Below are 20,014 nucleotides of genomic sequence, written 5' to 3'. Positions count from 1 at the left end.
CTCAGATGCGGTGCATCTTGGTAAAGATCTCCTCGCGCTGGCAGCGGATGCGCACGCCAATCTCCTCGCCGAGCTTGTCGAGATCGTCCACAATCTCGCCGAATTCCTTGTCGGCCTTGGAATAATCCACGATCATCATCATGTTGAAGAAACCGTCGATGATGGTCTGGGAAATGTCAAGCACGTTGACCTGATGTTCGGAAAGGTATGTGCAGACGCGTGCGATGATGCCGACAGTATCCTGGCCGACGACGGTGATGATTGCCTTGTTCATGGCGCTCCCTAAACGTGAGGTGTGAATATCCAGTTACCGTCTTGGCGAATTGCCGGACGTGCCCTCAAGTATAGGGAAGGCACGTGCCAAAACACGTGCCTTTCGTCTATTTTGCCTTACATACTGAGATGACTGCCGGTTACCACCTGCCGCTGCAGCAGCTGTATGTCACCGCCAGATGCCGTCAAGCACACGCACATCCACGCAATCGACCTTGCCGTCAGCAACAAAACGGAACTCGCCATCGCCGTCCGCACCTTGGAACAGCATACTGCCGGCCGCTTCGCCGTTGTTAAGGAAGACTTCCACCACATTACGGTCGAAGAAGATTTCGACGCGACGCACATCGGCGATGCCGCTATCGAAATCGATGTCGTCCACGACTGTTCCCTTCGTGACCAGTCGGGTCACGCCGTCGCGACGCTGCAGCTGCAATTCCATCGAATTACCATTGGCGGGATTGGTACCGGTCGCGATGAGCATTGTGAAATCATCATCGTCAGCCAGATGCATGTCCGCATAATACGCGTTGTTCGGCACAATAAAGAAGGTCCCGTTTTCGTCTGCATGCGCTTCCAAACGATCGCCTAGCAGCTGCTCGTACGCTTCCTTGACAGGACGGCTGGTCAAGCGGCCGTCACGCACGTGCAGTTCACGTGGCAGCGACATCATGCCGTTAGCGATGCACGGCTTTTCCACACGCATCGCGGGAAAGTCGGTATACCAGCCGAACACGATACGACGCCCGTCGTCGGCAGCAAAGCTTTGTGTCGCGTAGTAGCCAGTACCGAAATCGCACCAATCGCTGTTCCCTTCCTGCAAACGTGGGCCATCGGCGGTGTCCTTGAGATCACCAACATACCAACGCACCTGCTGGAAACGACCTTGCTTGTCACGGTAGTGCATCAGAGCTCCGATGGCGACCGTCTTGCCGTCGAGCTGGAACAGGTCAGGACATTCGTAGGTACGCGACAGCTGGTGGCCGAAGTCGGCGAGCACCGGTCCTTCATACTGCCACGTCACGTTGCGCTTGAGCGGTTTCTTCGCGGAGAAGAGCGCCATGGCAGGCACCGTATCCATATTGGGCTTGTCGGTGCCGGGCATGCCTTGCGGACCGCACGTAAACCAGCCGTCTGTACCCTGTACGCTGATGCCAGGCGCCGCGGAGGACACAACATCAGTATCGAATTCGGCGACCGGCAGATTCGTGGCGGTCACCATGTAAGCGCGTTCCGGATTGATCGCCTCGCCGGACATGCCGGTTTCCACCTTCGGATCACGGAAATCGAAGCCAAAACCATCGTTAACGCGCAACGCGACTGGAGATTCGACACTCACATGCACGCCATCCTCACACAAGCAGGTGGTCTGGTATTCAGTAACAGACGATTCGTCTCCGCGAGTCTCCAGGTGCCGGGTTAGATACAGGCGAATAGCGGCCGCATCATCACCCTTGCAGGGATTGTCACACGCATCCACCGTCACCGCGGATCCGGAGAACGCGCCGCCAACGATGCGTTCGTCGATCTGCAGCTCCGGCTGCGGTTCGAGGAAGATTGGCAGATGCGTCCAATGCACCAGATCGCGGCTCACTGCATGGCCCCAGTGCATATTGTCCCAGCCAAAACCATACGGATTGAATTGGTAGAACAGATGGTAGCGTCCTTGAAAACGACACAGGCCGTTAGGATCATTCATCCAGCGAGCGAATGGCTCGAAATGCGCCGCAGGGCGAGCGAAACGATCATAGATCTGCTCCAGCGTCGGCTGCGTATCCCATTCATTGTCATATGGATTCATGCTGATGAAACGCACGCCTTCATCAAGAAGATTCTCACACTCGGACAAGTAGGCGAACCGCACGGTCAGTTGGCGCGCTCTCACCGTGAGACGCACGTTTGTCGGCACCGGAATCAAGAAACGGTGGCGACGCTCGGCCACCGGCATGGCATGGCTGGCGATTTGATGGCCGTCCCCGTCTGTAATGGTGACGGCAGCGTCATCGCCGCATCTTTCGGCGAACAATTCCAGCAAACGGTAGCCGCCGGTTTCGATGGCAACGGAATAGTTGTCAGAATAATCTCCTCCACAGCGCCACATGATCAGATATCACGTGGCTACGCATTGAAAAACCGATAATCGGAAAACTAGATATGAAAAAAGGGGAACACCCGTCACAACGCGATGGAATCGCGTTCGATGATGCGGCAGCGCAATGCTGTTTTGCCGCCATCTCGTTGTCTCTGTACCGCCATGCCATGATCGGATTCGAGATCCGCCACGGCCTTATCGCCGTCAAGCATGGCAACCAGCTGCCGAACCGCTTCGAAGCCCATTTCATAATGGGGCAACTCCAGCGTGGTCAGAGATGGTTTGATCACATCAGTGATGAACGGCTGATTGTCGATGCTAATCACCGACACGTCGGTTCCGATGCGCACTCCGCGTTCTCGCGCAGCTTCATAGATGAAGGTGGCGCGCACATCGTTGAAACAGAAGATGCCGTCCGGCTTGATTTCGTCGAATACCCGCGCCGCCTCAGCAGCAGCGTTGGTCGTCTCCAATACATTGACGACCAACGCCTCATCGAATGCAATGCCAGCTTCCGCAAGCGCACGCCGATAGCCATTCAGACGCTCCCCCTGCGCGATAATGGTGGTTGCGGAACCGTAGTAAACGATGCGTCTGCATCCGGCTTGAATCAGACGGTTGGTGGCATCGTGCCCGGCCATCTCGTCATCAGGGTAGATTGAAGGAACCTTCCCTGCGGCGTCCTCACTATCCACCACTACTGTCAGACTGCCTTCCAATGCCTCAGGGATGTCCACTTTACGGTGATACATGATGGCGTACAGGAAGCCGTCCACGTTGTATCGACGTAGGGCGGATATCTCTTGGTCTTCAAGTTCGGCATCATTGTTGGTGTTTGCGGTAAGCAGGATGTATCCAAGCTTGCGCGCGGCGTCCTGCGCCCCTTGGAGCACCCGACCCGCATACGGAGTCGTGGCTATCTCATCGGTGACGAATCCCAGAGTATTGGATTTGCTGGTGCGTAAGGTGCGCGCCACGGAATTAGACTTGTACCCCATGTTCTCGGCAGTCGCACGGATTTTCTGCGCAACCGCCTTGCTGACGCGATTGTGATCCTTGTTGTTCATAACCAAAGACACAGTGCATACGGAAACACCCGCTTCCTTAGCTATGTCTTTGATAGATACCAATCGTTTGGACCTGTTCACTCGTTGACTTACTGACGACTGCAACATTCTATCACCCCCTTTTTCTGCGAACATGTCACGATGTCTGGTTTCGGGCGCGGCCCGTGCTCTGTTCCATGCGGTCATGAATGTCCATTCCAGGCAGACGGCCGAATGAATAAACAATCCAAGCTGTGCAGAACATCGGCAGCGACAAACCGAACACCATGAGAATTCCAGGCCATTGCACCCATACAAGCACGGTGAGAATCAGCAGTCCGACCTGCAGAAGGCTGCACAACGGGCGTGCCACAATCATCGCCAGTGTTGTACGAACAATCCAGACGGGACTCTCTTCATAGTTCGCGCGTACCACCCAAACCAAGGACGAGAACACCGCCAAAACTACGATGATGAGCAACAGCACGCCGGAAACCATGATGTCGAAATCGCCGCGAGCATGCCAGTTCATCACGTAGTAGTCGACGATAACCACGGCCCAGAGAATAATCAAAGGCCAACCGAAAAGATTCGCGCGCTTGACTTCGCTTTTCCAGAAGCCGTGGAACGTCTTCCAAACTTCCTTGGCCCGCATTGAACAGTCCTCAGAAAGCAGCCACGCACGGAACGTAGCCTGCGCAGCCGCGAACGAGGGGAGAAATCCCAGCACGACTGCTCCCATCAGAGTGTGCGCGAGTATGGCCACGTTGACCACGAAAATCGCGACTAGCAGACGGCAGAGCCGCTCGTAGGCCACAGAGAAGCGGGCAAGCATAGCGAATCCTTTCTATCGGCTGGCTTTTGGATTGGTAGTCTCTTGTCGGATTGCGTTTGATTCAGCCCTTGACTGCGCCGAGCAACACACCCTTGTTGAAGTACTTCTGCAAGAACGGATAGAGCACAAGCAGAGGCAGGGTAGAGACGATGATGATGCCGAACTTGATCTGATCGGCGGCCTGCTGCTGCGCAGCCGCGTTGACATTGGTTCCAGTACCCTGCGCCACCAGCAGCAACTGCTGCAACACCACCTGCAATGGCTGCTTCGTGTCGTCGGTGATGAAGATAAGGCCCGTCATGAAGTCGTTCCAGTGGCCGACAAAGTAGTACAGACCAATTACAGCCAGAATCGCGGAGCTTAACGGCAGCACAATCTTGAAGAAGTAGCCAAAGTAGCTCAACCCGTCGATCTGGGCCGCGTCGAAGAGCTCTTCGGGGATAGAGGTTTCGAAGAAGGAGCGGGCCACGATCACGTTGTACACGGAAACCGCGCCAGGCAGGATGAACACCCACATGCTGTTGTTGATGCCGAGGCTCTTGTACAGCAGGTAGTTCGGAATCAGGCCGCCGGCGATGAACATGGTCACGGTGAACAGGAACATGATCACGCGTCGCGGCTTGAACTCGCGACGGGATAGCGCGAAAGCGCAGGGAATGGTCACTGCCATGTTGACCGCGGTGCCGACCACCGAATAGATGATGGTGTTGAGATAGCCCTGCCAGATGCGCTGGTTGGCGAACACCTTAGCATAGCCAGCGAAGGTCACATCCTTGGGTAGCAGCAGCACTTCACCGCCGGCCACGGCGTTCGGATTTGAAAATGATGCGATGACCACGAACCACAGCGGGTAGAGCACCGCCACAATGGTCAGGAGCAGCAGCACATTGATGATGCCCGACACCGCCCAGTCACCCGGCTTCTGCTTCTGACGCACGTGCTTGTTCCAGGGAATGTCGTTCTTGTTCTGGGTAACAGCCTCAATTGTTGCAGACATGATAAAACCCTTCTAGAAAATGCTCGTATCGGAAACGCGCTTGGCGATTGCATTCGCGGTGATCAGGAAGATGAAGTTGACCAAGGTGTTGAACAGACCGATTGCCGTCGAGTACGAGTACTGGCCGTTGATAATACCGATTTTGTAGGTGTATGTGGCGATGACTTCGGTGGACGGCATGTTCAGCGAGTTCTGCATCAGGTAGATCTTATCGAAGCCCACGTTGAGCACGGAGCCCATGTTCATGATGAGCAGAATCGCGCATGTCGGCATGATCGTAGGAATATCGACGTAGCGAATCAGCTGCAAACGGCCTGCACCGTCGATCTTCGCCGCCTCGTACAGCGATGTGTCCACGCCGGCGAGCGCAGCTAGGTAGATGATGGAGTTCCAACCAACATGCTGCCAGACTTCGGAAATCCAATAGACCGCGGTGATGGCGCTGGTGGAACCCATCAGTGATTCGTCGCCGAAGAAGCGACCGAGAATTCCGGTGCCAGGAGTCAGGAAGATGTTGAGCATGGAGACGATGACCACCACGGAGATGAAGTGCGGCATGTAGGTAATCGTCTGCACGAAACCTTTGATTTTCTTAGAACCGATCTGGTTGATCAGCAGGGCCAGGATAATCGGGAAGATGAAGCCCATGACCAATGTCCACAGGGAAATGCGGATGGTGTTGGTCATAATCTCACCAAACAGCGGGTTGTGGAAGAATTCCAGGAAGTATTTGAAACCGACGAATTTGCCGCCGGTCAGGCCTTTGGTCGGATCGAACTCGCGGAAGGCGAGCTGGATGCCCCACATCGGCACGTAGGAGAACAGTCCCACGAAGAACAATGCCGGAGCGGAAAGAATCCACAACTGCCAGTAGCGACGTAAATGGTCGGCGATGCGATCGAGCAGACCTGGTTTCTTGCGGTCGGGAGCCGCTTCCATCGCCACGGTCCGTGCAGCAACGCCTTGCGATGTTTGTGCACTCATGTTGGTCTCCAATTTAGGATGATTACTAGGGAACAAAAGTGCGGGGTCCGACGGTGGCAGTCACAGGAGAGAAACGAATCCGTGCGATGGACCCCGCGGTATTGCTTGGCTACTTGGTGTACTTGTCGTACCACTTCTGCCAAATCTTGATGTTGGCGTCGAGGCCGAGGGTCGGTTCGGACACCTTCTTCACGTAGGCGTCCCATTCCTTGTCGATGCCGCCCTTCTGGACCCACTTCGCGATCTGGTTGTTCGCGTAGTTGGAGATGGCGGTGTTGTTGTTCTGCAAGGTGTTGGAGTCCTCGGTATTCGGGCGCACGTAGATCGGGATGACGTCCTTGACGCCGTCGACGCGGTTGCGCGCCTCGCGGATGGCCTGGTCGGAGGCGGTGACCTGGTCAGCGTTGGTGTCGTTGACCATCTTCACGTCGTCGCGGATCCAGCCGCCGAAGCGGTCCTGCAGGGCGATGGCACGGGTGTCGGGATACTCGGCGTAAGCCTTCTTCTTGTCGATGGTGTACTGGTGATCGCCATCATCGGAGACGATATCCGGGATGGAACCGAAGAAACCGGCCACGGAAAGCTTCTCGCCATACATGGCGTTGATGACCTTGTAGATGGCGTCCTGATTAGCGGCGTTCGGGTTGACGGTCAGGCCGGAACCGGAGTAGGCCCAGCGGCAGGCGTCCTGGGAATAATCCCACTTGACCTGGGAGTCGGGCGTGGAGGTGTCCTTCTTCAGCGGCGGCATGGTGACGTACTGGTCGCCAAGCTTGTCGCCGTATTCGGCGTAGTTGGACCAGCCGAAGGAGACGCCGGTCAGCGCGGTCTGGCCGTCACTGACGGTCTGCGAAGTGTATTGCGAGGCGTCGCGGGTAAGCACATCCTTCGGGATAAGGCCCTTGGCCATGAGTCCGTGCAAGTAGGAGACGACGTTCTTGAGCGCGTCGGAGGTGTAGTAGCTCTTGACCTTGCCGTTGTCCACGTAGTAGCCCTGTTCGGAAGCGCCGCCGCCCATGAAGGCGGTTACCACGCCTTCGGAGTTCATCAGCGTCAGGGGGCTCCACAGGCCGAAGCCGAGGCCGCGGATATTCATCGGTACCTCATCAGCCTTGCCGTTGCCGTTCGGATCCTGGGTCTTGAATGCTTCGAGCACGTTCTCAAGCTCGTCCCAAGTGGTTGGCATCTTGAGGCCGAGCTTGTCAAGCCAGTCTTGATTGATGAACATGTGAGTGCCGGAAACCTCGTAACCCTTGCCACGATCAGACGGTAGCATGGCGATTTTGGTTCCGTCGGTCACGTACTTCGCGGCGCCCGGCTGGGCCTTGAGGAACTCCTTGACGTTCGGCATCTTGTCCAGATGCGGCTTCAGATCCTCGAAATAGGTGCTGTACTTGGCCGCATCCACCATGCTGAACAAGCTCAAGCCAATGTCCGGGAATTCACCGGCGGCCATCTTGGCGCTCTTCTGCTGGCCCCACGCGTTGTCGGAGACTTCCTGCCACTTGATGGTGCAGTCGCAGGCGGCTTCCAGATCCTTGGTGTACTGGGTGTCCTGCATCGGATGGTCGGTCACGTTGCGACGAACCAGAATGTTGACAATCGGCTTGCCATTCTCATCTGTGGTGGCCTGCTTGTTGCCGCAGGCGGCAAGCGCCGTGGCCATAGTCGCAACTGCAGCGATTGATGCCAACAGGCGAACACTCCTTCGTGCCATGATTAGGCTCCTTCTTCCTTGATGTTTCCTCCTCGTACCGATGTAAAACGCACCTGTACGAGACCGTCAGCCACTTGCTTTGTGACTGTTTCTTCGCGGTGGTCAACACTATAAATCGTTAATCGTTTATCTCAATAGTTGACGCTCTCATTGACCAGTCCACCCAGCGCCGCAAACGTAAACTTCGGCTCCATACTGCCGTTCTCGCAGAACACCGGAATCACCCACATCGCGACACGCCGTTAATCGTATAACGTATGTATCGTTTGTCGTCTGACCGTTGCCAGGCACCAATACCGCCGGAATGGAACAGCTCAGACAAGTCACAAACCTGCATCACGCCATTCATGCTGTTCCATTTCCGGATTCGCGGACTCTCAGGAATCATCGAGTCCGTTGGGTCATGTTCACACGGCCAGACTCTCAACCGCACCGTCGTCGACCTGCACCGGCACCAGCTTCGGTTCTTCCTTGCCGCCCTTGAGCATAAAGAAGAAGACCAGCACGATTGCCACAAGCACCAAACCGAACATATAGCCGTAGCGCGAACCGTCCACGAAGCCCTGCGCGGCATTGGTGCCGCCACCGGCCGCATAGCCGGTCTGACCCAGGACCAGCAGGCAGGTGGCCACAGCGGTGGCGATGGCACCGCACACCTGCTGCATGGTGTTGAGAATGGTGCTGCCATCAGCAGCCATGCGGCCCGGCAACGATTTGAGCGCAGCGGACTGCGCCGACTGCTGAATAAACGGAATGCCCACCATCACGATGATGTGCGCGGCCAAGAACAGCACAACACCCGAGTCAACACCGATGGCAAAGAACAACGCACCACCGATGGCTGCCATCACCACACCGATCCACACGAGCACCCTCGCACCATGACGGTCGAACAGGCGACCGGCCATCAGCGTGCACACCGCGTTGACGATGCCGCCGGGCAGCATGAGCAGACCGGCGAGCGTAGAGCTCATGCCCAGTCCGCGCTGCAATTCCTGCGGCACCAAATACATGAACGCTAAGGTGCAGGCAAACGAGCAGCTGACCATGATGGCCGGCGTACGGAACGCCGCAATGCCAAGCGCGCGCAGGTCAGGCAGTGGGTCGGCGATGTGCAGCTGACGGTAGGCGTAGAGGGCAAGAACGACTACGCCAATCACCAACAAACCGACTACCGCCACGGAGAAACCCATGTCGCTGATCAGGCTCACGCCGGCCACGAGGCAACCAAAGCCCAACGCCGAGGCGATGATGGATAGGATATCGACCGCCGGGCGCGTGCATTCAATCGAGGTGACGAAGAACGCCGCTATACAGACAATGGCGATGACAGCGACGACCGCAAACAGTGCAACGATCGCACGCCAGCTCAACGCGCCAATCAGCGCGCCGGCCAGGGTGGGGCCGATGACCGGCGCGAACATGACCGCCAGGCCGGCCACGCCGTTGGCGGCACCGATCCTATACGGTGGAAATACGCGCATGATCGATGCGTACATGGTGGGCAGCACGATGCCGGTGCTGATGCCCTGCACGATTCGGTCGGCAAGCAGCACAGGGAAACTAGTGGCCACGGTGCATACCAAAGCGCCGACGAGGAAGCAGGCCAGTGCGAACAGCACGAGCGTTTTGGCTTTGATCCATTTGAGCATGCAACCCACGCACGGCAGCACCACGCCAATGGCCAGCATGTAGCCGACGACCATCCATTGTGCGGTACCGGAGGATACGGAGAACTCGTCCATCAGATCGGGCAGGGCGATGTTCATGGATGTCTCGGACAGCATGCCTAGGAATGCGCCGATATACAGGCCGAGCATCACCTTATGCGGATGGTCGAAATGCCTGGTTTCGGAAGCGTGGCGGGGGCTACGGGAATAAGCGGTGCCGGATTCGCCGGCGGGCATGATGTTATCGGAAGTTGTCTGGATAGCGGACAACGAAACCTCTCTTGGATTACCTCTCAGATTGCCGTCGCGCGAAAATGTCGTTACGCCCCTAACGTCCGGGCCAACGACGGCAACAAAAAATCGCATGGCCTGCCATGTGATTTCGGCAGAAGCCATGCGATTTTCAAAACAATCCGTCACCGTAATACGATTCAAGATTCTTCGTAAGTCCGCCCCGCGTGTCGCAGGATAAAACGAAGCTCCCTCGTCAGAGGGAGCTCAGATGCGGGCTCAGGCCTCGCGCGAAGCGCTCGGAGCGGCATAGGCCGCGAGAGCGCGAGGAGCGTGGAAGCCTTGCTTTTCGAATTCGTCGGCGATCTTCTGAGCGACTTCCTGGGAACGACCCTTGCCGACCAGAGCGATGATGGAGCCACCGAAGCCGCCGCCGGTCATACGCGCACCGTAGGCACCGTTCTTGCGGGCCACGTCCACGGCCACGTCGAGCTCGGGCACAGTGACCTCGTAGTCCACGGCCAGCGAATCATGGGAGGCGTTGAACAGGCGGCCCGCGGCCTCGATGTCGCCGTTGGCGAAGGCGCGCACGAAGGAGCGCACGCGCTCGATCTCGGTGACGACGTGGCGCACGCGCTTCTTCATCGTCTCGTCCGGCAGCGCGTCCAGCGTCTCCTTGAGCGCCTGGAACGGGTCGTCGGCCTTGGCGATGCCGTCGGCGGTGACGCGCAGGTTGGCCACGCCGAGGATCTTCGCGGCCTGCTCGCAGGTGGCGCGGCGCTGAGCGTACTGACCGTCGTTGAGCTGGTGCGGAGCCTGGGTATCGACCACAAGCAATTCGAGGTTGTACTTGTCGAGGTCGAACTCCTGCTGGGAGACGTTCTCCAGCGGGGTCAGCTCCGGGCGGCAGTCGAGCAGCAGCGCGTGGCCTTCGGTGCAACGCATGGAGGCACTCTGGTCAAGACCACCGGTGGAGGCGCCGGCCATCTCGTTCTCGGACTTGATGGCAGCGTTGATGAGGGTCACGCGGCCGGCGTCGGAATCGCCGTAACCAAGGCCGTACACGTCGTCCAGAGCCAGAGCGGTGGAGCAGGTCATGGCGGCGGAGGAGCTCAGGCCAGAGCCCAGCGGCACGCAGGAGACGAAAGCGGCGTCAAAGCCCTTGACCTTGTCAAAGCCGGCTTCACGCAGCGCCCAGGCCACGCCGGTCGGGTAGGCGGACCAGCCGTCCACGCCACGGGCCTTGAGGCCATCGAGATCAGCTTCGGCAACCTTGTCGGGAGCCACGTCGGAGACGACGCGAACCTTGGTGTCTTCGCGCGGCTTCAGAGCGATGAAGGTGCGGTGCGGCAGAGCGATCGGCAGGCACAGACCGGCGTTGTAATCGGTGTGTTCACCGATCAGGTTCACGCGGCCCGGAGCAGCCCACACGCCCTCGGGCGCAGCGCCGTAGGTGTCGACGAACAGCTTGGTAGCTTGCAAGACGCCTTCCTCATGGGTCAGCGGCTCAATGAATTCAACAGCAGTCATTGATGTTTTTCTTTCTATCAGTCGGCGATGTCGATGGAGCCGAGCTCGTGGAAGCGCTTGGCGATGAGTTCCGGCGTGGTGTCGGAGATCCAGGCGGCCATGCCGGATTCGGAGCCGGCGAGGTACTTGATCTTGTTGGCGGCGCGGCGGAAGGAGAAGAACTGCAGGTTCAGGCGGTAGTTCTCGCGGCGCTTGTCGTGGATCGGGGCCTGGTGCCAGGCAGCGATGTACGGCAGGTCCATGCCCTTGCCGTCGCCCTTGTCGAAGAAGGCGTTGCCGCGCTTCAGAAGGTGCGAGTACATGGAGGCAAGGTCCCAGCGCTCTTCGTCGTTGAGCTGGTCGAGGGTGAGCACGTCGCGCACCGGGGCCACGTGGACCTCAAGAGGCCAGCGGGCGGCGGCCGGCACGTAGGCGACCCAGCTGTGGTTGCGCATCACGATGCGTTCGCCGGCTTCGAGCTCGGCGTTCATGATGTCCTTCAAGAGGTTGCCACCGGTCTTCTCGTGGTAGGCCTCGGTGTGCTGGAGCTCCTTCTCCATCTTCGGGGCGATGAACGGGTAGCAGTAGACCTGGCCGTGCGGGTGGGCGAGGGAGACGCCGATTTCCTGGCCGTGGTTCTCGAACGGGAAAATCTGCTCGATGCCTTCCATCTTGGAGATTTCGGCGGTACGGAAGGCCCAAGCCTCAACCACGGTGCGCAGGCGGGAGACCGGCAAATCGGCCGGCAGGCCGTCCTCGTTCGGGTCGAAGCAGATGACTTCGCAGCGGCCGGCGGCGAGCTTCTTCTCCCACAGCGGGTTGCCGTCAACGTAGGTCACGTCCTCGGAGACACCGGGCACGCGCACCATCGAGGGGAAGCGGTTCTCGAACACCACGACGTTGTAGTCGGTGTCCGGCACTTCGCCGTCCTGGTACGGATCACCGGGCTTGCGGGCGGCCAGCGGGTTGCCCTTAGCGGTGGCGCCGGGGCCGGCGGTGATCGGGCGGTTCATACGGGCGGTGGCCATCGGGATCCAGTCGCCGGTCAGCGGGTCGCGGCGCATCTGCGGGGCGGCGTACGGCACTTCGTTGCCGTCGGCGTCCAGGTGCGGGGCGAAACGGTAGTCCAGCGGGCGCGGGTCCTTGAGCTCGCGGGTCTTGGCACCGGAGACGAACTCGGGGTCGTCGTCCAGGTAGAAGAAGTCACGACCGTCGGCAAGCGTCGTCGGCGTGATGCGGATGTGCTCCTTCGCATACTCCCCGGGGGTGTAGTTGGCGAAATCAGCCATGGGTTTACTCACTTTCCTCAATGGTCTCGCTCTGGTGGGCCAGCACGAGTTCCTTCACCAAATCCTTGGTTTTGGCGGCGGAGTCGGGGTCGAGCCCGTCGTCAGTAATGACCGTGTCCACTTGGTCGAAGCGCGCAAACAGCGACAGCGATGTGCAGCTCCACTTGGTGTGATCGGTCAAAACTATGGTGCGATCGGCGATGTCCATCATCGCCATATCGGTTGCGGCTTCCAGCGAATTCGGCATCAGGAAACCACGGGGAATCGACACCGAGTGGGTGCCGAGGAATACGGTGTTGACACGCAGCGAGGCGACGACCTTGTCCGCGATCGGGCCGACAAGCGAGTTCGATCGGGTGATCACGCCGCCGGTGACGATCACCTCCACATCCTTGGATTCGAGGGCCTGGACCAGCTCGGCCACGGGAATCGAATTGGTGAGGATGGTGATGCCGCTGGACTGCTGCGATTCGAGCAGATGCTGGGCGAAGACATAGGCCGTGGTGCCGCCGCCGATGGCGATAACGTCGCCGGGAGCCACATATTTGATGGCTTCCTGGGCGATGGCGCCCTTCAGGCCGATATCCATCTGGGACTTGACAGAGAACAGGGGTTCGCTGAGCAAAGTACTGGTAGTCACCGCGCCGCCATGGACGCGCTTCAGCAGTCCCTTGTCGGCAAGTTCGGCGATATCGCGGCGGATGGTCATCGCTGACACACCCAGTTCCTTCGATAGCGCCGTAATGCGCACTGCCCCGCGTGTGCGCAACCTGCTCAAGATGAGGTGCTGACGTTGTGACGAAATCATGTGAACATTATCGCACACAAAAGCTCACAAACCAAACCGGCTTGAGCGTTTTGGGGACAATCTCTCGAAAATTCCGGGCAATTCAGGTGTTCATTTCCACAAAACCGCGCAAAATCGCACATTGTGCGAACCGATATTCTCACAGCGACCACTAGCGCGATAGCTCACGACCGACGACTCTCCAGCGCGCGTTGCTCAGCGGCGAGTCACACCTGATACCTAGTGCGTCCCGATTCATGTATCTTCTGCCGAGCCGACGCCTGCGTGCGCCTCGACACGCGGTAGCCCCTTCCCCACAATTCGCCTAGGCAGGAATCGCCTAGCCGCACCAGCCCAAGCGTGAGACAATAGGCGGTATGACTTACGTTTCTGAAAGCTTCTGGCACGACGCCGTCAACAAAGCCACCACCGATCTGTTCACCTTCGGCTACAAGCACATCATCAAACCGAACTTCGTGTTCAACCACCGCCCCGACGAGGCACATGATCAGATGATCGAGTTCTGCCATGTCGTCAAGAACGTCCCGCCGCTGCTGCTCGCCGAGCAGCTGATGCTCGACTACACCGACCCCATTCTGGAAACGAATGTGATGGGCGCCGATTTCACCAACCCGTTCGGCCTGTCCGCCGGCCTCGACAAGAACTGCGAGATGCCCGTGGTGCTGGACCATGCCGGCTTCGGCTTCGAAACCGTAGGCTCCACCACCTCACGTCCCTGCCCAGGCAACGCCAAGCCGTGGTTCCACCGTCTGCCTGAATACGATTCGATGATGGTGCACGTCGGCCTCGCCAACATCGGTTCGGACAAGGTCATCGAGCGCGCCGAGAAGGCTTGGACTCAGGCCCGCCAGATGCAGCTGTCCGTGTCGATCGCCCGCACCAACGACGACCAGTGCGGCGATTTGGACGAAGGCATTGAAGATTACTGCATTTCAATGCGCCGCGCCGCCGGCCGCACCGCGATGGTGGAGGTCAACGTCTCCTGCCCGAACACGCACGTCGGCGAACCGTTCACCGCGACTCCGGAAGCGCTCGACCGTCTGTTTACGGCGCTCGACAAGATCGACCGCCCGCAGCCCACGCTGGTCAAGATGCCGTTGAACAAGCCGTGGGGCGAGTACAAGGAGCTGCTCGATGTGCTGGCCGAGCACAATGTGCAGGGGCTGTCCATCGCCAATCTGCAGAAGGACCGCACCGGCCTCGAGATTCCGCGCGATTGGGAGGGCGGCCTGTCCGGCGGCCCGTGCACCAACGCCAGCACCGAGCTGATTCGCAAGGTGTATAAAGAATATGGCGACCGGTTCGCCATCGCCGGCATCGGTGGCGTCTTTACCCCCGAGCAAGCCTATGCGAAGATTCGTTCCGGCTCCAGCCTGGTCATGTTCATCAGCTCGCTGATGTACCGAGGCCCGCAGCAGATCACCGTGTTGAAGCGCGGTCTGGCCCAGCTGCTGCGCCGCGACGGATTCGAGCACGTCTCCGACGCCGTCGGCGTAGACGTGGAGTGAACTCACATATTGCCCTATTACCCATGGGGCGGTAAAACCCTCATGGGGCGGTGATTGTCCCATGGGGCGGTTAGCCAAATTTCACATTCCGCAGAATACCGCCGTTTTGGGTTACCGCCCCATGAGGGTTTTACCGCCCCATGGGAAAGTTACCGCCCCATGAGGATTTAGTACGCACCGGCCACGTATTGCGGGGCGTAGGGGACCTCTATGGACGGTATGCCCAGCTTGTTGGCCGCACGCAACGGCCAGTACGGATCGCGCAATGCGGCGCGGCCAATTTCCACGGCATCGGCTTCGCCATGGGCCAGAATCTTGGCCGCCTGCTTCGGCTTGGTGATAAGACCCACCGCGGTCACCGGAATATCGGCCTTGGCCTTAACCTGCTCGGCGAACGGCACCTGATAGTTCGGCTTGACCGGAATCGACACTCCCGACATGATGCCGCCAGTGGACACGTCCATCACATCGACGCCATGCTCCTTCAGCACCTTGGATAGTGCGATGGTCTGGTCCAAATCCCAACCGCCAGCGGCCCAATCCGTGGCCGAAATGCGCACCAGAACCGGCACGCCCTCAGGGACGGCCCCACGCACGGCATCCACAACCTCGACCAGGAACCGAGAGCGACCGGTCAAATCGCCACCATATTCGTCATCACGCTCATTGCTCAGCGGGTCAAGGAACTGAGAAATCAGATAGCCATGCGCGGCATGAATCTGAATCGCCTGAAAGCCGGCGGCCACCGCCCGGCCCGCCGCCGAGGCGAACGCGCCGACCAGACCATGAATCTCATCCACGGACAGCGCGCGCGGCGTACGCAGCCCGTCGAACGCGATTTCAGACGGTGCCATGGTGGGCCAGCCGCCCGCCTCCTCCGGCGCACTCTGACCGTCGTAGCCAACGGCGAAGCAACCAGTCGAAGCCTTACGCCCCGCATGGTTGAGTTGGATGGCAGGCACCGCACCCGCCTCGCGAATACCGTCCACGATCCAGCGCCAAGCATCAATCTGCCCGTCTTCCCACAGGCCCAGATCGCACGGCGTGATACGCCCCTCAGGAGCCACGGCAGTGGATTCGACGATCACCATGCCGAATCCGCCGAACGCGCGAGACACGTAATGCTGGTAGTGGAATGGCGTGGGCCTACCGTCGCGGGCGAACGACGAATACGTGCACATCGGAGGCAACCAAATACGATTATGCACGGTCACCTCGCGCAGCGTCATTGGTGCAAACAGCCCAAGACGGTCCTTGCTGGCTTCCTTATCTGCCTTGCTCACAGCTTCCCTTCCCTCATAATCCTCATAATCATCGAACGATTCGTTCGTCTTGCCCGTGCCGGCCCGCTTCTTGGACCGTGCGTCGGATTTTGACTTCTTCTTACCGTGCTTACGGTTCTTCGATGCATCATCGTGCTTGGTCTTCGGCTGCTTGGACTGATCGCCGTCCGAAGACGAAGCCAGCGTCACCGCTTTGAGATCCGGCACGTCGAATCCACGAAAATTAAAATTCTCATGCGTCAGATTGTCGTTGCTCATCGTTCCCCTTTCCGATGCGCGTTCATGGCGAATATTCGATGAACGCGCTGGCGTTGTCATTAAGTATTGTAAAACGGGCGTCACCTGAAACAGGTAACGCCCGCAAACTACGTAATTTGGGTATCGCAGCCGGCCATGTTACGTAGACTCAGCCGGCCTGCAATCACCAAATGTCAAACGCCAATCACTAATCACTGGCCATCATTCACAACTGCTCTGAATTAGTGCCCCTGGGTTTGGGTGTTGTCTTGCCCAGTGTTCTGCGACTGAGACTGCGACTGGGATTGACCATTGGTGGTCGTCTGCGATTGGCTGTTGCCATTCGTAGTGGTCTGCGGCACGCTGAACGTTCGTCCGCCAATGCCCAGATACTTGCCAGTCGTGGTGTACTTCGAGACGGGCTGGCCGTAATCGTTGTCAATCGGTATTTTCTTCTTGGAAATGTAGCTATTGAAGAAGTTGGTAACGGCCGGAGCTGCGATTGTCGAACCATCCCAATAGCTGTTGTACCGTCCGTTGATGGCAATGTTGGAAATACGGTTGGTGTACGGGTTCTGTGCATCGCCGACCACAGCGAACGCCGCAATCTGATTAGGAATGAACGATCCACCGGACACCGCAAGGTCCTCACTGGTACCGGTCTTACCAAACGACTTACGCCCGTCAGCCAATCTGAATGACCAACCGGCACCATCCGGCCGCACCGTGCCTTGGTTCAGGGTATAAGCGAGTGTTTGGATGATGTCCTTATCCACCGCCTGATGGCAGTTCGCGGATGGAACCTTGAGATCGTTGCCGTCCTTATCGGTCACCTTGCTGATGGCAATCGGGTCGCATTGCACACCATTCGAGGCGTATACGGCGAAGATGCTCGCCATGGTCAGCGGGGACACATTCACCGAGCCGATCATCATGGATGGTGTATACACCTGGGTTTTGTCGATGGTCTCACCCGTGGCGGCGTCATGGTATCCCAGTTCGGTCGCGGTGTCCGCCACCTTGCACAGTTTGAGGATGGCGCCCATGGAGGCCTGGGTGGTGTTGTGCGATCGCACCAGACCGAGGAACGGGCTTTCCGGGTTCACCGTGCCGGCGCCCATGGCGTTCGACACGTTCCACGAATCGGCACCGCCCTTGTAGTTGTTGCAGGCGAAGTCGGTCGTGGGGTACGTCGTGGTGGTCTGCAGGTTGTCGTTGATCGAATGACCCGCCTCCATCCACGCAATCAGGTTGATCGGCTTCCAAGACGAACCAATGGTCCAACCGGAGCCGCCGCCGTCCACCAGATCGACGGCATAGTTCTGGCCCGACTTGGTCGGATCGTTCGCGGCTGCCGGAGTGGCGTCATAGTAACGATTCAGGCCAAAGCTCAGTACTTCGCCGGTTCCCGGTTTGACTGCGGCCATGGCTATTTCCATGCCGCTGGAATCGTCCGGTGGAATGGTATTACGCGCGGTCTCCATCATCGTGGAATTCGCTTCCACATCCAGCGTGGTGACGATCTTCAGGCCACCCTCCTGCAGCAGCTTGTTACGCTCCGCACGAGTCTTGCCGAATTCTTCGGAGTTCTGGATGCGATGCACCACGAAATCACAGAAGTATGCGTAGTCGCCGGTGTCCTGGCAGCCGACGTTCACGGCCTGCACCTTCAGCGTGTCCTTCAGCGGCGTGTCCACGGCTTCGGTGTACTGGTCCTGGGTGATGTACCCCTCCTGCAGCATCAGCTTGAGCACGATGTTGCGCTGGTTCTCGCTTTCCTTCTGGTTCTCCTCGACCAGCGGATCGTACTGGTTTGGGTTCTTGGTGATGGCCGCGATGGTGGCGGACTGCACCACGTTCAGGTCGGCGGCGGACACGCTGAAGTAGCGCTGGGCCGCGGTCTCCACGCCGTACAGGTTGTTGCCGAACTGGGCGATGTTCAGATAGCCCTGCAGAATCTCGGCCTTGGAATACTTCTTCTCCATCTGCACGGAGATCAGCATCTCGCGGATCTTGCGGGCGACGGTGTCTTCGGTGGCATGGTACTGGGCGATCGGGTCGTCGTCCCCGATTGCCTGCATGAGCAGCACGTTCTTGACGTACTGCTGGGTCAGCGACGAACCACCCTGCTGGGAGCCTTTGACGAGGTAGGTCTGCACGAACGCACGCATCACGCCTTGCACGTCGACGCCGGCGTGAGTCCAGAATCGACGGTCCTCGCGCGCCACCACTGCCTGCTGCATGGTTTTGGAAATCTTCTTCAGCGGCACGACGATACGGTTTTGGTTGTAGAACGTCGCGATAACGGTGGAACCGTCTCGCGCGTACATCGTCGACTTCTGGGGCAGACTGGTCACGTCGAAGTCCACGTTTTCTACCTTGAGCGACGGAATCACCGCTTTGGCGGCTTTACTGGCACCGACCACACCCGGTACAAACAACACGCTGGCCACCACGCCACCGCAGACGGCAAGCATGATATAGGCCAAGAGGAGAACAAGCACACGTTGGAGAGTGAGGGACTTCTTTTTGGGCATGGGCCCCATTCTAAATGGGGTGCCCTACCAACCGGGCTCACAGTCAGCTCCCGTGAACATATCATCACAAGAACCGCACTAGCGTAACATTGGCTGGAAGTCAGCCGAACGGTCAGCGCCGCGAGCGTCGAATCAGCATACCTGGCTGGAAGATGATGATCGATCGGCCGTCACGTGCGATCCATCCGCGGTTGGAAAAGTCCATCAACGCCTTGTTCACGGTCTCACGACTGGAGCCCACCAGTTGGGCCAGCTCTTCCTGAGTCAGGTCATGCGGCACTTTGAGGCCCTGTTCCACCGGCTCGCCGAAACGTGAGCCCAAGTTGAGCAATGTCTTAGCCAGACGCGCCGGCACATCCATGAATACCAAGTCGGAGATGCGTTCGTTGTTGCCGCGCTGGCGGTTGGCCATGACCTGCAACATGTCGATGGCCACACGCGGATGTTCATCAAGCCATGCGAACAGGGCATCATGCTCCAGCCAGACCACGCGCGTGCCATGGCTCATGGACACCGCGGACGCGGTGCGCGGGCCACCATGAGGGTCGAATACCGGAATCTCGCCAAGCACTTCGCCCGGCGCGTGGATGGACAGCAGCTGCACGCGGTCATCGGAAGAAGTGCGAATCAGCTTGACGCGCCCCTGCTCCAGTAGATACATGCGCTGATCGGTATCGCCTTCGGAGAAGATATAGTCGCCCTTATCGAAGGTCGCACGCTTCAAATGCGGCAGCAGCTCCTCGGCTTCGGCTGGCGATACCTGCTTGAACAATGCCGTATGCAGCAGGATGTTCTCCTCGTCAGCAAAAGCGTTTGGCGTTTCCAAGCTCATCGCACCATCCTTATTGTCCTACGACCGTCGTCGGCCATCCGTCATATTGTAACGCGCCCCACAGGTTTCGTCAGAAGCATGCCATCATTCGTCACTTCATGTGTGGCGCGATCCGATAGCCGTACGACATGCTGACGAATGTGTTACCGCGAAAAACGGCACTGTC

General features: G+C 58.6%; 15 protein-coding genes. 1 reads left to right on the top strand and 14 read right to left on the bottom strand.

Annotated features, from left to right (window positions below; all coding sequences use genetic code 11):
* Position 1: 1 nt before the first annotated feature.
* The 11 genes from ACEUKI_RS09335 to ACEUKI_RS09285 all read right to left on the bottom strand — a co-directional run bounded on the left by ACEUKI_RS09335 (position 2) and on the right by ACEUKI_RS09285 (position 13,451).
* The gene (locus tag ACEUKI_RS09335) at positions 2-274 is read right to left on the bottom strand and encodes an ACT domain-containing protein (protein ID WP_032682402.1); all 273 of its coding nucleotides are present in this window, start codon (positions 272-274) and stop codon (positions 2-4) included.
* A gap of 168 nt (positions 275-442) precedes the next feature.
* On the bottom strand, positions 443-2,374 hold the full coding sequence (locus ACEUKI_RS09330) for a glycoside hydrolase family 32 protein (RefSeq protein ID WP_374156788.1): 1,932 nt from the start codon (positions 2,372-2,374) through the stop codon (positions 443-445).
* 74 nt (positions 2,375-2,448) lie between these two features.
* On the bottom strand, positions 2,449-3,540 hold the full coding sequence (locus tag ACEUKI_RS09325) for a LacI family DNA-binding transcriptional regulator (RefSeq protein WP_080785330.1): 1,092 nt from the start codon (positions 3,538-3,540) through the stop codon (positions 2,449-2,451).
* Between the two features lie 28 nt (positions 3,541-3,568).
* Positions 3,569-4,246: a YesL family protein gene (locus ACEUKI_RS09320; RefSeq protein WP_374156787.1), complete on the bottom strand. Its 678-nt coding sequence runs from the start codon at positions 4,244-4,246 to the stop codon at positions 3,569-3,571.
* Between the two features lie 61 nt (positions 4,247-4,307).
* Complete coding sequence (locus tag ACEUKI_RS09315; RefSeq protein WP_115770431.1) at positions 4,308-5,243, bottom strand: carbohydrate ABC transporter permease; 936 nt, start codon at positions 5,241-5,243, stop codon at positions 4,308-4,310.
* 12 nt (positions 5,244-5,255) lie between these two features.
* Entirely contained in the window at positions 5,256-6,182 is a 927-nt protein-coding gene (locus tag ACEUKI_RS09310; RefSeq protein WP_080785333.1) for a sugar ABC transporter permease, read from the bottom strand.
* Between the two features lie 154 nt (positions 6,183-6,336).
* Positions 6,337-7,944, bottom strand: a complete 1,608-nt coding sequence (locus ACEUKI_RS09305; protein WP_080785334.1) for an extracellular solute-binding protein — start codon at positions 7,942-7,944, stop codon at positions 6,337-6,339.
* A 407-nt stretch (positions 7,945-8,351) separates the two neighbouring features.
* Positions 8,352-9,851: an MFS transporter gene (locus tag ACEUKI_RS09300; RefSeq protein ID WP_374156786.1), complete on the bottom strand. Its 1,500-nt coding sequence runs from the start codon at positions 9,849-9,851 to the stop codon at positions 8,352-8,354.
* Positions 9,852-10,124: 273 nt separating this feature from the next.
* Entirely contained in the window at positions 10,125-11,375 is a 1,251-nt protein-coding gene (galK, locus tag ACEUKI_RS09295; protein ID WP_080785335.1) for a galactokinase, read from the bottom strand.
* Positions 11,376-11,392: 17 nt separating this feature from the next.
* Positions 11,393-12,643, bottom strand: coding sequence for a galactose-1-phosphate uridylyltransferase (gene galT / locus ACEUKI_RS09290; RefSeq protein ID WP_047378783.1), 1,251 nt, complete (start codon positions 12,641-12,643; stop codon positions 11,393-11,395).
* A 4-nt stretch (positions 12,644-12,647) separates the two neighbouring features.
* Entirely contained in the window at positions 12,648-13,451 is an 804-nt protein-coding gene (locus ACEUKI_RS09285; RefSeq protein ID WP_080785336.1) for a DeoR/GlpR family DNA-binding transcription regulator, read from the bottom strand.
* A 356-nt stretch (positions 13,452-13,807) separates the two neighbouring features.
* On the opposite strand from ACEUKI_RS09285, the gene ACEUKI_RS09280 reads away from it, so the two are divergent.
* Positions 13,808-14,959 carry a quinone-dependent dihydroorotate dehydrogenase gene (locus ACEUKI_RS09280; protein WP_080785337.1) on the top strand — a complete coding sequence of 384 codons (1,152 nt, stop codon included), beginning with the start codon at positions 13,808-13,810 and terminating at the stop codon, positions 14,957-14,959.
* A gap of 167 nt (positions 14,960-15,126) precedes the next feature.
* Here ACEUKI_RS09280 and ACEUKI_RS09275 read toward each other — a convergent pair whose 3' ends face one another.
* The 3 genes from ACEUKI_RS09275 to ACEUKI_RS09265 form a co-directional block, all read right to left on the bottom strand.
* Positions 15,127-16,500 carry an NADH:flavin oxidoreductase/NADH oxidase gene (locus tag ACEUKI_RS09275; RefSeq protein WP_374156785.1) on the bottom strand — a complete coding sequence of 458 codons (1,374 nt, stop codon included), beginning with the start codon at positions 16,498-16,500 and terminating at the stop codon, positions 15,127-15,129.
* Between the two features lie 221 nt (positions 16,501-16,721).
* Positions 16,722-19,025, bottom strand: coding sequence for a transglycosylase domain-containing protein (locus ACEUKI_RS09270; RefSeq protein WP_374156784.1), 2,304 nt, complete (start codon positions 19,023-19,025; stop codon positions 16,722-16,724).
* A 103-nt stretch (positions 19,026-19,128) separates the two neighbouring features.
* A complete protein-coding gene (locus tag ACEUKI_RS09265) occupies positions 19,129-19,848 on the bottom strand; it encodes a Crp/Fnr family transcriptional regulator (protein WP_010080827.1) in 720 nt (239 codons plus the stop codon).
* Between the last annotated feature and the right edge of the window lie 166 nt (positions 19,849-20,014).

Source organism: Bifidobacterium sp. 2450 (assembly GCF_041900695.1).
Classification (GTDB): Bacteria; Actinomycetota; Actinomycetes; order Actinomycetales; family Bifidobacteriaceae; genus Bifidobacterium; species Bifidobacterium longum.
This window is presented reverse-complemented; position numbering and strand designations above follow the sequence as displayed.

What these genes read in the sequence shown, in the direction of transcription:
- ACEUKI_RS09310 (WP_080785333.1), bottom strand. Translation starts at nt 6,182, where the DNA reads ATGGAAGCGGCTCCCGACCGCAAGAAACCAGGTCTGCTCGATCGCATC.
- ACEUKI_RS09300 (WP_374156786.1), bottom strand. Translation starts at nt 9,851, where the DNA reads ATGCCCGCCGGCGAATCCGGCACCGCTTATTCCCGTAGCCCCCGCCAC.
- ACEUKI_RS09265 (WP_010080827.1), bottom strand. Translation starts at nt 19,848, where the DNA reads ATGAGCTTGGAAACGCCAAACGCTTTTGCTGACGAGGAGAACATCCTG.
- galT (WP_047378783.1), bottom strand. Translation starts at nt 12,643, where the DNA reads ATGGCTGATTTCGCCAACTACACCCCCGGGGAGTATGCGAAGGAGCAC.
- ACEUKI_RS09325 (WP_080785330.1), bottom strand. Translation starts at nt 3,540, where the DNA reads ATGTTGCAGTCGTCAGTAAGTCAACGAGTGAACAGGTCCAAACGATTG.
- ACEUKI_RS09315 (WP_115770431.1), bottom strand. Translation starts at nt 5,243, where the DNA reads ATGTCTGCAACAATTGAGGCTGTTACCCAGAACAAGAACGACATTCCC.
- ACEUKI_RS09275 (WP_374156785.1), bottom strand. Translation starts at nt 16,500, where the DNA reads ATGAGCAACGACAATCTGACGCATGAGAATTTTAATTTTCGTGGATTC.
- ACEUKI_RS09280 (WP_080785337.1), top strand. Translation starts at nt 13,808, where the DNA reads ATGACTTACGTTTCTGAAAGCTTCTGGCACGACGCCGTCAACAAAGCC.
- ACEUKI_RS09330 (WP_374156788.1), bottom strand. Translation starts at nt 2,374, where the DNA reads ATGTGGCGCTGTGGAGGAGATTATTCTGACAACTATTCCGTTGCCATC.
- ACEUKI_RS09335 (WP_032682402.1), bottom strand. Translation starts at nt 274, where the DNA reads ATGAACAAGGCAATCATCACCGTCGTCGGCCAGGATACTGTCGGCATC.
- ACEUKI_RS09305 (WP_080785334.1), bottom strand. Translation starts at nt 7,944, where the DNA reads ATGGCACGAAGGAGTGTTCGCCTGTTGGCATCAATCGCTGCAGTTGCG.
- ACEUKI_RS09270 (WP_374156784.1), bottom strand. Translation starts at nt 19,025, where the DNA reads ATGGGGCCCATGCCCAAAAAGAAGTCCCTCACTCTCCAACGTGTGCTT.
- ACEUKI_RS09285 (WP_080785336.1), bottom strand. Translation starts at nt 13,451, where the DNA reads ATGATTTCGTCACAACGTCAGCACCTCATCTTGAGCAGGTTGCGCACA.
- galK (WP_080785335.1), bottom strand. Translation starts at nt 11,375, where the DNA reads ATGACTGCTGTTGAATTCATTGAGCCGCTGACCCATGAGGAAGGCGTC.
- ACEUKI_RS09320 (WP_374156787.1), bottom strand. Translation starts at nt 4,246, where the DNA reads ATGCTTGCCCGCTTCTCTGTGGCCTACGAGCGGCTCTGCCGTCTGCTA.